Annotated in this window: 16 protein-coding genes; 4 read left to right on the forward strand and 12 right to left on the reverse strand. The window is 42.1% G+C overall.

Annotated features, from left to right (window positions below; all coding sequences use genetic code 11):
• Positions 1-9 precede the first annotated feature (9 nt).
• From ribD to OKX00_RS19225, 4 genes are all read right to left on the reverse strand, one after another.
• The gene (ribD, locus tag OKX00_RS19210) at positions 10-1,110 is read right to left on the reverse strand and encodes a bifunctional diaminohydroxyphosphoribosylaminopyrimidine deaminase/5-amino-6-(5-phosphoribosylamino)uracil reductase RibD (RefSeq protein ID WP_265408475.1); all 1,101 of its coding nucleotides are present in this window, start codon (positions 1,108-1,110) and stop codon (positions 10-12) included.
• Positions 1,103-1,861 (reverse strand): GTP cyclohydrolase II, encoded by a 759-nt coding sequence (locus tag OKX00_RS19215; RefSeq protein ID WP_265408476.1) that lies wholly within the window; start codon positions 1,859-1,861, stop codon positions 1,103-1,105. Before OKX00_RS19215 ends, ribD begins: the two co-directional genes overlap by 8 nt.
• A 241-nt stretch (positions 1,862-2,102) precedes the next feature.
• Entirely contained in the window at positions 2,103-2,303 is a 201-nt protein-coding gene (locus tag OKX00_RS19220; protein ID WP_265408477.1) for a hypothetical protein, read from the reverse strand.
• A gap of 145 nt (positions 2,304-2,448) precedes the next feature.
• A complete protein-coding gene (locus OKX00_RS19225; protein ID WP_265410588.1) occupies positions 2,449-3,834 on the reverse strand; it encodes a SpoVR family protein in 1,386 nt (461 codons plus the stop codon).
• A gap of 178 nt (positions 3,835-4,012) precedes the next feature.
• Here OKX00_RS19225 and OKX00_RS19230 point away from each other — a divergent pair, with 178 nt between their 5' ends.
• Positions 4,013-4,720: a DUF421 domain-containing protein gene (locus OKX00_RS19230; protein WP_053355606.1), complete on the forward strand. Its 708-nt coding sequence runs from the start codon at positions 4,013-4,015 to the stop codon at positions 4,718-4,720.
• 45 nt (positions 4,721-4,765) lie between these two features.
• On the opposite strand, the gene OKX00_RS19235 is transcribed toward OKX00_RS19230, so the two are convergent.
• On the reverse strand, positions 4,766-5,089 hold the full coding sequence (locus OKX00_RS19235) for a YnfA family protein (protein ID WP_053355607.1): 324 nt from the start codon (positions 5,087-5,089) through the stop codon (positions 4,766-4,768).
• Between the two features lie 176 nt (positions 5,090-5,265).
• Between OKX00_RS19235 and OKX00_RS19240 the strand changes: the two genes are divergently transcribed.
• A complete protein-coding gene (locus OKX00_RS19240; protein ID WP_265408478.1) occupies positions 5,266-5,397 on the forward strand; it encodes a hypothetical protein in 132 nt (43 codons plus the stop codon).
• Positions 5,398-5,518: 121 nt separating this feature from the next.
• Here OKX00_RS19240 and OKX00_RS19245 read toward each other — a convergent pair whose 3' ends face one another.
• The 7 genes from OKX00_RS19245 to OKX00_RS19275 all read right to left on the reverse strand — a co-directional run bounded on the left by OKX00_RS19245 (position 5,519) and on the right by OKX00_RS19275 (position 11,222).
• Positions 5,519-5,641 (reverse strand): hypothetical protein, encoded by a 123-nt coding sequence (locus tag OKX00_RS19245; RefSeq protein WP_265408479.1) that lies wholly within the window; start codon positions 5,639-5,641, stop codon positions 5,519-5,521.
• 95 nt (positions 5,642-5,736) lie between these two features.
• Complete coding sequence (locus tag OKX00_RS19250; RefSeq protein WP_265408480.1) at positions 5,737-6,807, reverse strand: hypothetical protein; 1,071 nt, start codon at positions 6,805-6,807, stop codon at positions 5,737-5,739.
• A gap of 428 nt (positions 6,808-7,235) precedes the next feature.
• On the reverse strand, positions 7,236-8,192 hold the full coding sequence (gene corA / locus OKX00_RS19255) for a magnesium/cobalt transporter CorA (protein ID WP_265408481.1): 957 nt from the start codon (positions 8,190-8,192) through the stop codon (positions 7,236-7,238).
• A gap of 30 nt (positions 8,193-8,222) precedes the next feature.
• Entirely contained in the window at positions 8,223-9,350 is a 1,128-nt protein-coding gene (locus OKX00_RS19260) for an MGDG synthase family glycosyltransferase (protein WP_265408482.1), read from the reverse strand.
• Positions 9,351-9,374: 24 nt separating this feature from the next.
• Positions 9,375-9,953 (reverse strand): DedA family protein, encoded by a 579-nt coding sequence (locus OKX00_RS19265; RefSeq protein WP_265408483.1) that lies wholly within the window; start codon positions 9,951-9,953, stop codon positions 9,375-9,377.
• 1 nt (position 9,954) lies between these two features.
• On the reverse strand, positions 9,955-10,674 hold the full coding sequence (locus OKX00_RS19270) for a polysaccharide deacetylase family protein (protein ID WP_265408484.1): 720 nt from the start codon (positions 10,672-10,674) through the stop codon (positions 9,955-9,957).
• Positions 10,671-11,222 carry a Chromate resistance protein ChrB gene (locus tag OKX00_RS19275; protein WP_062236798.1) on the reverse strand — a complete coding sequence of 184 codons (552 nt, stop codon included), beginning with the start codon at positions 11,220-11,222 and terminating at the stop codon, positions 10,671-10,673. The genes OKX00_RS19270 and OKX00_RS19275 overlap by 4 nt, the downstream gene beginning before the upstream one ends.
• Positions 11,223-11,352: 130 nt before the next feature.
• Here OKX00_RS19275 and OKX00_RS19280 point away from each other — a divergent pair, with 130 nt between their 5' ends.
• Both OKX00_RS19280 and OKX00_RS19285 read left to right on the forward strand, forming a co-directional pair.
• Positions 11,353-11,745, forward strand: coding sequence for a YkvA family protein (locus tag OKX00_RS19280; protein ID WP_254781561.1), 393 nt, complete (start codon positions 11,353-11,355; stop codon positions 11,743-11,745).
• Positions 11,746-11,855: 110 nt separating this feature from the next.
• On the forward strand, positions 11,856-12,068 hold the full coding sequence (locus OKX00_RS19285; RefSeq protein ID WP_265408485.1) for a hypothetical protein: 213 nt from the start codon (positions 11,856-11,858) through the stop codon (positions 12,066-12,068).
• The last annotated feature ends 42 nt before the right edge of the window (positions 12,069-12,110 follow it).

Genomic DNA, 12,110 nt, shown 5'->3' on the forward strand with positions numbered 1-12,110 from the left:
TGACTCTCCTTACTTCCCCTGATACACCGGGTAACCGGTGAATTTAAAATCTTTGCCTGTTTTTTCGACGCTCAAATCCTGCAGTTCAACCGCATCACTCATCTTTTCGATGCCCGTTCCTTCAAGAAAAGTAGGCGCAAGGCTTCCGCCCACCAGTTTGGGTGCCATATAAACCACCATTTTATCAACGAGCTGATGTTGAAGGAAAGACGCGATAACGGCTCCCCCCCCTTCAATCATAAGTGATGAAACGAGCTTTTCTCCGAGCAGGTCAACGACTTCTACAGGGTTCACCTGATCGCCGGGGCTTTTTGTTACAAAAACAGAGACCCCAGCATTTTCAAGCTCTTTTCTTTTCTCTGCACTGGCGCGCTCGGTCGTAAAGATCCACGATTCTGCTTTGCCGTCCTGAACAACCTTTGATTCAAGCGGGATTCTTAACGTTGAATCGAGGATTACCCTGATCGGATTGCGGCCGTTTGGAATCCTTGTTGATAACTCAGGATCATCCTTGATCACCGTATTGACACCGACAAGAATCGCCATGTTTTCGTTACGGATGTGATGAACGTCTGTCCGTGCTTCTTCCGACGTAATCCACTTGCTGTCTGAAGTGTAGGTAGATATTTTGCCATCAAGTGTAACCGCTGATTTAGTCGTTACGAACGGTCTCTTCTGGACGATAAATTTGTTGAATACTTCATTCATGGTTTGCGATTCACGCTCAAGAACACCAGTTATGACCTCAATACCCGCTTCTTTTAAAATGGCGACGCCTCTGCCTGAAACGAGCGGATTAGGGTCGAGACTTGCGATCACTACCGTTTTAAGACCGGCTTTCACAATGGCTTTGGCACATGGCCCTGTCCTTCCGTGATGTGAGCAAGGTTCAAGGGTAACATAAATCGTTCCTCCTATTGTCTTCTCACCCGCCATCCGGATCGCATGAATTTCAGCGTGTGGTTCACCCGGCTTTAAATGTGACCCAATTCCAACGATTCGGTTATCATTAACAATGACAGCTCCGACCATGGGATTGGGATCCGTTTGGCCCTTCATCGCTCGTGCGTTATCAAGTGCCAGTCTCATATAAAATTCATGATTAGCCATTTGGGCAGCCTTCTTCCTCTTTTAAGTGTCCGGAGCGGGCTATCTTTGTATTCAGGTAAGTCTCATTAAACTCTGAAACATCTCCCCATAATGGTGTCCGACCTGACAGATGCATGCCTGAGTTTTTTAACGCCTCCAGCTTTTTAGGGTTATTTGTAATTAATGTGACGGGTTTTTTACGCAGCGCTTTTAATACATCTATAGCGTCCTCATAGTTCCTTGAATCATCCACGAATCCTAAGTTCAGGTTGGCTTCTACTGTATCGTAGCCGTTTTCCTGAAGAACGTAAGCCATCGCTTTTGAGAATAAACCGATGCCCCTTCCTTCGTGATTGGCAAGGTAAAAGAGTGCGCCAGTTCCATGTTCCTTAATCATCTGCATGGATTGCTTTAATTGAAATCCGCAGTCGCAGCGTTTGCTTCCGAAAATATCTCCTGTATGGCAGATGGAATGCATGCGAATTAAGGCATCTTCATTGTATTCAAAGTCTCCGTACACCAATACGCTTGACTGCTGGTATTCGGCCAGGTTGTCAGAAGACAATTTTTCAATAATTTTTTCGTAATCATCCGTAATTTCATCTCTTTGAAGCCAGCAATACCATTGAAAGACGACTGTTTCCCCGTAGAGGTTCACAGGCATTCGAATCGGTCCGACCAAATAGATGCCGCCCCCTTCAGGTGTTTTGATCAGCTGAATTTTATCTTCAAGTATGGAAAGAGCTTTATATTCAAGTTTAGATTGTTTCATTATGTTTAATCCCCTTTTATATGAAACAGATGTTTGCTTTAAATTTTATCATTCTGTTTTCTTATTTTGCAAAGCTGACTGACTGACTATCCCAATTAAAGGAATGTTCTTATGTATTATATACTACCAACAAATAAAAAGTAAGTAGGTATTAAAAAGTATTGAACAAAAAAACCGCCCTTTTAATAAAAGACGGTTTTCTATCATGTCATTAAAATATCGATCCATATTTTTAATGCTGTTACATGATCAGCACTGCAATAATATACTGCAGGACTTTTAAATTCATTTTCTTTCCTGCCTTAACTCCAAACGGAGCAGCAATTAAACTAACGATCAGCATGACGACAGCCGGATGGTACAGAATCTGCCCGGTCGCCATTTTTCCGATGACTGATCCGATGGATGATAGAAATGATCCCAACAAGGAAGGAATGTACAATAGGATCGGATAATTACCTTCGCTCCGCCTATGCCCAGCATACCTGAAATAAAAGAGCCGATGTATCTCTATTTTTTAATTACATAACTTAAAAAACTTATACCATCCAAAAATGGACTGCCATCTCCCTGGCAGCCCATTTTTTTTATAGATACTTCCGATGCACACTCTTCCCGTCATAAGTAAACAAAACAGGCTTCTCTTCAATTTTCGTCTCGATATGCACGGGTCTGCCCCACAGCTGGTTCACATAAGGCAGTACTTTCTCCAAATATTTCACATCCAGCTCGATTCCTTCGAACCAGTGCTTCAAGTACAGCTCGCCATTTTTCAGGTAATCCCCATCGTTTACCGTTATATAAGGAAAGCCGCCGTTGACGCGCATGCCGACTAGCTGGTCGCGCACGCCTTCCCAATCTTTATCCACGACCTTGTAGTCCCTCCCCTGCTTTTGGAAAAGGTACATGTCTTCACGCTGACAAAGATCCTTCGTCAAGTAGTTGCGGATGAAGGACATATCGGATTCCAGTTCACGGACTTCAAACATCTTCTCGCGGCCTGACCCTGGTTTTACTCCCTGCTTGAGCAATTCTTCATCCGGATCATTATACCGTTCTTCGATGTCCTTAAAAATCTGCAGCCCCATATAGTAAGGGTTGATGGAGGTTCTTGACGGCTGAACAACCCCCGCGTTCAATTTGGCAAACTCAATGGTCTCATGAGTGGTCAGATCCATTTCCTGGAGGATTTTAGCGTGCCAGTAGCTGGCCCAGCCTTCGTTCATGATTTTCGTTTCGAGCTGCGGCCAGAAGTAGAGCATTTCTTCTCTCATCATGGAGAGAATATCGCGCTGCCAGTCCTCCAGCTCTCTGCTGTATTCTTCAATAAACAGCAGGATGTCTTTTTCCGGCTGAGGAGGGAAGAGCTTTCTTTTCACAGTAGTCGGCTTATCATTATTGCTTTTTGGTTTATCAATGTTCCAGAGATCATCGTAAGGCGTTTCTCTTTTTACAATTTCCTCTTCTTCTTCATCTTCAAGGTTATAATTTAGCCGATTTCGCATAATGGACGGATCAATGTGTTCTTGTATGGCGAGTACTGCATCCAGGAATTCCTCGACCTCCCGTTTTCCATGAACCAGTTCATAGTGAGAGACTCTTTCTGCTGTGGCCGTCATGCTTTCTACCATATCCCTTCTCGTGTTGGAGAAGCGGACATTGTTTTTAAAAAAATCACAATGAGCAAGAACATGGGCGATAATCAGCTTGTTCTGGATCAAAGAGTTCGTATCCAGTAAGAACGCATAGCATGGGTCAGAGTTGATCACGAGCTCATAGATTTTGCTTAATCCCAAATCATATTGCAGCTTCATTTTGTGGAATTGTTTCCCGAAACTCCAATGAGAGAACCTTGTCGGCATACCATACGCACCGAATGTATAAATAATATCCGCAGGGCAGATTTCATAGCGCATTGGATAGAAATCAAGGCCAAAACCAGAAGCAATTTCAGTAATTTCCGAAATTGCCATTCCAAGTTCTTTATTTTGCTGATCCCAGGTCAAGATTGTTCCCTCCTCTATCATCTCTTTCTTCAATTTATGATGGAAAAATTGATTTCATGAGGAAAGGACAAAAACTTATGTGGCCAAGTATGAATATTTGTCTTTTCTGTCCATAATATTTGTACGCTTAAAAGAGGAGACACTTATGGAATTTTTTTATCGAGCATTCATGATATTTCTGTTTGGCTATTTGTTTTTAAGATTTACGGGAAAAAAGGCTGTATCTCAAATGCACAGTTTTGACATGCTTTTTATCTTGATTATTGGCAATGTGATCAGTCAGCCGCTTCAAAAGGACAGTGTTTGGAAAGCTCTTTTGTATACGTTTATGATTGTGGTGTTTTATAAAATTTTCATGTGGATTTCTATGAATAATAAATTACGGTGGATTCTTTATGAGAGCCCGACTGTCCTAATCCGCAACGGGGACATTGACCGGAAAGGCCTGAGAAAGGTACGTCTCCCGGTTGATGAACTTCTTGCACAATTAAGAGTACTGGGCTACACGGATACCCGGAATATTGCACTGGCCGCGATGGAAGACAACGGCCAGATCAGCGTCATCCCAAAAGCCAATTACAGGCCTGTACAGCCCGGGGATTTAAAAGTAAAAGTGAAAAAGGAATTTATCCCTATTCCTGTCATCATGGATGGCCAGATCATCGACCATAATCTAAAATACCTTAAACTGGAGAGAGACTGGCTGTTAAAGAGAGTAAAGCAAAAAGGAGCGGAAATACAAGATATTATTTTAGCGACCATTACAGATTCAGGAACGCTTCATATCGATACAAACAATCCGCACAACGAGGATAAAGGTCCCTATTCCTACAAACCCGGAGAGGATAATTAAAAAAAGCAGCCTAACGTTTAGGCTGCTTTTTTTATGTAAACGAAATTAACTTCTTGGTGCCCAAAGAATAATCGAGACTCCAGCGATGCAAACCAGTGCTCCGATCCAATCGTAGATGTCTGGCACTTTCCTATCCACAAGCCATCCCCAGAGAACAGATAAAACGATAAACACACCGCCATAGGCAGCATACACTCTTCCAAAACTCGGGAAATTCTGAAGCGTAGGAATAATGCCATATAGTACAAGAATTAGACTCCCGGCAATCGCATATCCAATCGGCCTGTTCTCTTTGATTGTAAGCCAGACCAGGTATCCGCCTCCGATTTCAGCCAGTCCCGCGAGTATAAACAAAATTGCAGCCTTCATGCTTGTCTCCTTCCATATCACTCGTTTCTCAATTATCCATGACTCAACCGTTCAGCACCAGCATGACATAAAGTCTGCCCTCATTTCGAATATAGTAATGGATTTTAATAGAATGAATGTTTAAAAAGCAAATTAGCGTGGGATATTACATTATGACTAAAGGAGGTTTCACTCAAATGTCCTTTTTATGCAGTGTACTTGGAGTTTTGGGAATCGCCTTATGCAATGAGATTAAGCATTCCTATATAAAAAAAGCAAAAGCGAAACCGGCAAAACGCCGGCTTCAGACAAAAAAACCAATCGTATAAAACAAGCAGGGGCTGTCCAGAAAGTCGAAAATTGACCTTCAGGCAGCCCCTTTTTGGCTTGAAAAATCTTCAATGAAAAGTTAATTGAAGTGGAAGATGTGAGACTCCTCGAAAATGAACTTCACATTTTCTTCGTGCGATAAAAAGCTGCCGGAGCCTTCCTTGTCCTGCGGGACAGCGTGACAGGTGAGACTCCCGCCGGTGCTTGCACCAAAAAGTAGGCGTTCACGCCGGTAAGGCTCACCGCACGCCCCGCAAAGTAGGAGCTCGCGCCGGTAAAAGCGAGCAGCCCGGAACCGAAATCAACAGCTTACAGACTTCTTGGACAGCCCCTTTCACCTAACTACTTTCATTTTGATTCTCTACGAGTCCTCTCAGGACTTCAAAGAAAATCTGGCCATCATCCACACTCAGATGGACAGTATCCACTTGTTTTGTGAACCCGAATGCCATTCTAACGGTCTCAGGCTTGATCAGCTTAATCTCAAAAGCCGGCTTTTCCTTGGAGAACTCCAGCAATACAGCATCAAATGTCCGCTTTTCCTCAACTTTGGTTAATGGTTCATGTCCAGTGTACCGCTCTATACTTTGAATGTTAGAAACAGCTATTGTTAATGATTTTGCAAGGCCAGGCTGTAAGACCAATTCCTTTTCGTTAAGAACAAAAGGACAGGACCTGATCGCCTGGATATCTCCAAGAAAAAACAGGATCGTATACACATTGAGAAGCAAAAAGGCCCAGGCTGCCAGTCCACTCCATTGCATAAGCAAATAATGAAAACCAATGGACTCAATCAACAAAGCATGAATAAGCATAAAACGAAAAGCGATTGCGGCTGTTTTTTTATGATAAGTAAAGATTTGGCCGCGTAATCGCCTTTCTTTCTTCTTCCATGAGAAAAAAGCATAATAAAGGACCGTCATCTCAGTGAGGATACACTCCATCGCCCTCGTCATGGTCATATGTAGAGATAAAGTCTGCCTCATTCTGTTATTAAAATAAGCTGAGATTGGTTCTCCCCCACGTACCGCTGATATAGCTTTCATCAGTGTGATTGCCGTATAAAAAAGGATGTAGAGCTCATAAATGATTAAAATACCTTCAATACTGAATAACAAAAAAGGGAAGCCATTCGTGTGAGGAAGTTTTTGGGCTGGAACAATCATTTTTGCCAGCCAGCAGGCGGCGATCACAACAAGGGGGACATATTTTAGAGAGTATCGTTTACGGATAATGAACACGTAAGAAAGCAAAGGAATCACGATCAGAAAATCAAAGAGAGTGGCAAGCCCGATGTTTTTTGGCAAAGGAGCCATAAACTCAAGCCGATATAAAGAAAAATGGCAGAGGATTATGAGGATGCTTAACGAGAAAAACAAAAAAAGGTTTTTGTTTTTAGAGAGAATCATTTATATCACCTCTTCTATTTCCATTATATAACATAAAAAGAAAAGGTGCTGGATCGTCACGATATTGCCATCATTTATTTGTATGCTTTTGTGCAGTGGGAAGCCCATTTTTAGAGCCTATCGCATAACCCAGCGTACCAAATATGAGAATGGCAGTACACACAAAAGGCACAGCCCACTGAAAACCTCGAAGATACAGGTTCAGTTGAAAGATGTGCTTTCCGTACTGAGACCCGATCGTAAAGTAAACGACTACCCAAACCCGCAGGATAGGTAAGAGCACAAACCGGTAAAAAGAAAGCCGGTTACTGCCTACCACAAACGGCATAAGCAGCCTTAACCCCGGCACGAAAAAACTGAAGATGAGAATTTTATCTCCCCACCGATGGAGCATTTACCAATGCATAACTTAGTGTCAATCGATTGATCTATTCCTGATCAAACCATCCCTTTTTTCTAAACCAAAAATACATGCTTAAGCCTAAAGCAGTCATGCATCCAAGGATGATAAAGTACCCATTATGCCAGTTAAGCTCGGGCATATACCGAAAGTTCATGCCGTAAATTCCCGCAATAAACGTCAACGGCATGAAAATGGTTGTGATGACTGTCAGTGTTTTCATAATGTTATTCATTTTATAGGAATTAAGTGATATATAATTATCACGGATATCCGAGGTCATTTCCCGATTGGAATCAATCATCTCGCTTAATTTTATGAGGTGGTCATAAACATCATGAAAGTAGGCCTTTTTATGCTCAGAGATCATAAACCGTTTAGATTCCAAGATGCGGTACATGAGATCACGCATAGGAAAAATAGATCTCCGCACTTTCAGCAAATCACCTCGTACATCAAATGTCTGCTGGATTAAAGAGTGTTTGTTCCCTCTCTCATAGTTGTTCTCAATATCAAGCAGATGATCCTCGATATTTTGAACGATTGGAAAGTACGTATCAACGATCTTATCCATAATTTTATGTCCAACTTCAATCGGGCCGATGGCAGAATAATCACGAACCGACTGAAAATAGTTCCAGGTGGAATCCAGCTCTTTCAATTCATCGAAATGAAAAGAAACGATAAAATTTTCTCCAATAAAAAGGTCCACTTCTTTTGCTGAAAGAGAATGGGAATCCAAAGCATGCATAACAAAAAAACTATAGCCTTGATAATACTCCAGTTTAGGGCGCTGAAGGAACTGGAGACAGTCCTCGATCGCCAGGGGATGGAAGTGAAAAAGAGTACTGAGAAGCTTGATTTCCTCTTCACCAGGATGAGTGAAATCTACCCAGTACCATGCAATTTGATCGTCTGATAATGATTCAACGGACGGTTGCAGCAAAACTTCGTGATCTTTTGTGACAGACATTATTCTAAGCATTTCGGTTTTTCCCCCGGTTACTTCAGTCTATTAAACGGGCTGCATCTGCAGCATCGTGTTCTCATTAAGCAAATTTAAAACCACTTCATATGCGCTTTTTTCTTTATGGTTCTCAAAATAGCTCATTTTGCGCAGGATGCCCTTTACTTCAGGCTCATTTTCTAATACAGAAGCGATCTGTTCTTCGAATGGTTTTTCCTCGTTGAGCTGAATGATTAAGTTTTCACTGATCAGCTTTTTCAGGTTGATCTGTTCCTGGCCCGGCAATGCGGAATGAACAAAAATAGGCAGTCTTTTCTTCAAAGCCTCACTGATGGTAATACCGCCCGGCTTTGTCACAATGGCATCAACCTGTTCGTACAGATGGTTCATCTCTGTCCGGGTGGAAATATAACCCTTCGGCCTGATGTTAGGATGATTCCACGAAGACAGTTCTTTATATAGTCTCTGATTTTTTCCGCAGAGAACCGTATACCGGTAATTGGAGTCCTCCTTGATCTGTTTAAGAAATCCTTTGATCTTGCCAAGCCCGATGCTTCCGCCTGAAATCAGGATGTGCTTCTTCAGTACCGGACGCCAAGAGAAATAAGCTCTAATATCTTCATTAACAGGTATTCCTGTAATAATGATCTGATCCCTTTCAATCTGGTGTCTGGCGACAAGTTCTTTTTTCATTGAAGAATCGCTGACCAAATGATAATCGATCCCTTTTTTTCCCCAGATGTCATTAATAAAGAAATCAGTATACACGTTAACGACCGGAACCTGGATCAGTCCCCTTTTCTTCAGGCGGTTAATAATTGCTGAAGGGAAACAGTGTGTGCATACGATCACGTTCGGTTTCTCTTCCCGAAGCATGCGCAGCATCTTGTGTTCAAAAAGGAGCAATTGATGGGGCATAGCACCCCTTTTCTTAGCCGGAGTGTACATCACGTGATGATAGATCCAATCATACGTTTTAGGCATGGTATGAATCCATTTTAAATAGGTCGTTGAAATCACTTTCTCTAGCGGTTTATTCCAGTAGCTCAAAAAGTCAATTTTCTTGCAGATAATATGCTCATCGCTGCTCTGCTGTATGGATGACATTAAAGCATCAGCAACTTGATGGTGACCAGAAGGCATTTGGAACAAAGGCAAAAATAATATTTTTTTCATAAAAAACCCTCCCCTACAAACCTTCTAAATCCTGTTTGCAAATTTCTTTCTAAATACTGTTATCAAAAATAAGAGCAAAGCCGCTGCAGCAATCCATGGCAGGTACTTCAATTTAATCTGATCACCAAAAAAATAGCCAATGCTGACAAAGGTAGTTGTCCATAATGCACTCCCAATGAGCGAAAGCAGGACGTAACGATAAAAGGAGTATCGGCTGATTCCCGCAATATAAGGAGCAAGCTGGCGTAGTCCAGGCAGATAGAAACCAAATAAAACAGTCGTCTGCGCATGTCGATGAAACCGTCCCTCGACCACTTTCCATCGATCCGGTGTTATTTTTATATATTTTCCGTATCGTTCAATAAAAGGCAGACCGAGCTTTCTGCCGATCCAGTAGGAAACGAGCATCCCTGCAAACGTACCGAAAAAAGCATAAAGAAGACTGGTCCCAAATGCAAAATGGCCTTTTGCGATGAGAACTCCAATCAGAAACATAAACGATTCTTCAGGGGCAGGAATACCTACGATTCCACAAAACAAAACGATAAGAATAATCCAATGCCCATAACTTTGCAAATAAGATATGACGCTGTCTAGACTCATATTAACCTCGTTCATTGTTTTTCTTAATTTCTTCAAGTGACACAAACCGGTACCCCTTTTGCTGCGCAAACTCTAGAAATTCACGCAGAGCTTCAAGCATAACCGCCGGTGCCTCATCATCCGCTCCCGGATTGTCTCCGCTATCATGAAGCAGAAAGATCCGTCCCCCACCAAGATCTTTTTTCAGCCGTTCTGCCAATTTTTCTTTTCCCTGTGATGCCTTCCAGTCTTCATTAATCGATGACCACATAATGGTCTTGTACGCCCTTGAAGCAGAGAGTGAAAAAAGATTAAAACGGCCCCAGGGCGGGCGATAATACATCGGGGCATTCCCTGTGATTTTTTTTATCGATTGAGCACAGCCTGATATTTCTTCACGCAGGCGATGCGGAAGTAAAAACCAGCTGTTTGAATGAGTCTGGTGGTGAATTCCAACAGCATGTCCTTCTTTACTCATCCGCTCTACCAGATGAGGATACCTTTGTGCCCGTTCTCCTACGACAAAAAAAGCAGCTGATGCATGGTATGACCGCAGAAGATCAAGCAGCTTCTCAGTGTAGACGGGGTGCGGGCCATCATCAAAAGTAAGTGCAATCCTGAAATCCTTATCTCCGGACTTCATAATACGTAACGAGAACGTCCTGATCAAAACAGTTGGCAACATGCCATAACACAGGAAAAGCAGCAATAAGAGAGAAACAATTAATACGATTATCATCATTCCCCGTGATAAGCTCCCTCAAGCTCATAGACTGCTTCTGAAAAAGAATACAGCTTTTCTTCACATCTCTTCAGGCATTCTTTAGAATGGAAGGAAAGCTCATGTTTGAAATAATCTCTCTTCATGATTTTTCTGTGCCACCTTTTTAAGCGCATGAGTTCCATTTCATTTTCTTCGATGTCGCCAAATTGATCCTGGCCTGTTTTGATTTCGTCTTTGATACTTTGCAAGAAGCGGCTGCAGCTTTCAAGCAGTTCCTCATACTCCATAGCTCTCTGCGCATTAAACAATTGTATGAGTTCTTGCTGGGAGTAATGAGAGAACTTTACGATCTCAACCATAAAAGACTCTCCGCGGTGCTCACCAATCAACGTTCTTAATTTAGCCAGCTTATTTTCAATATCGGGTGTTTTGGGCACCAGACATACTGATTGCTGGATATACAGCACACCAAGTGCTTTTAAATTCCTCCAGATCCTTACTCTCAGAGTAGAAGGCTCTGCAGGAACTTTATATGAAAACAAATACCATGTCCTGTTTTCTTCCATAGGGTTCACACCTTATATTATTTAGATATCATGTTGCCATAATAACATAAATAACAATTGTTGCAACAAAAATCGAAACAGTTGTTTCGTTTATGGAGAGCTTTTGATATTCCCATCTTTCAAAAAGAAGGTGAAAGAATTGAAATCATTCATTATTAAATGGAAACAAATAGCCAAATCATTCAAACAGAATATCGCTGTATTGTATTTTGCCTATCGGAATCCAAAGACTCCTTTGCCGGCACGCATAGTGCTGCTTATTGTCATTGCTTATGCTTTCAGTCCCATAGATCTAATCCCTGACTTTATTCCTGTAGTCGGTTACCTGGATGATTTAATTCTTCTTCCAATTGGAATATGGTTTGCAATCCGGCTGCTTCCAGCTGAGGTCCTTATGGATAGCCGAGAAAAAGCAGCCAACCATAATAATACCGGCAAACCTTCCTATTGGATTTCCGGAGTGTTAGTCATCATAATTTGGATTGCTCTGGCATGTTGGCTCTTCTACAAAGTTATTCATTAACTTAAAAAATAGGCTGTTTTCGTAACCTTTGCTGCTCTTAGGAGTAGTTGATTTCCGTTTCAGGAGGCTCGCTTTTACCGGCATAAACGCCTACTTTCGCGGGGCGTGCGGTGAGCCTTACCGGCGCCAGCGCCTACTTTCTCGGCGCATGGCGCCTGTGGGTCTCACCTGTCCCGCTGCTCCCGCAGGACAAGGAAGGCTTCGGCAGCGTTATATCGCACGAAGAAAATGTGAAATTCATTTTTGAGGAGTCTCGCACCTTCCACTCCAATCAACTTATCAATGAAGGTTCTTTACTTGTTCCTAAAGCAACAATCTTTTAGAAAAGAGCCAAAAAATAAAAAGAGAAGGACTATTATTAGTCT

The sequence above is a fragment of the Fictibacillus sp. KU28468 genome (assembly GCF_026153615.1).
Lineage (GTDB): Bacteria > Bacillota > Bacilli > Bacillales > Fictibacillaceae > Fictibacillus_C > Fictibacillus_C marinisediminis.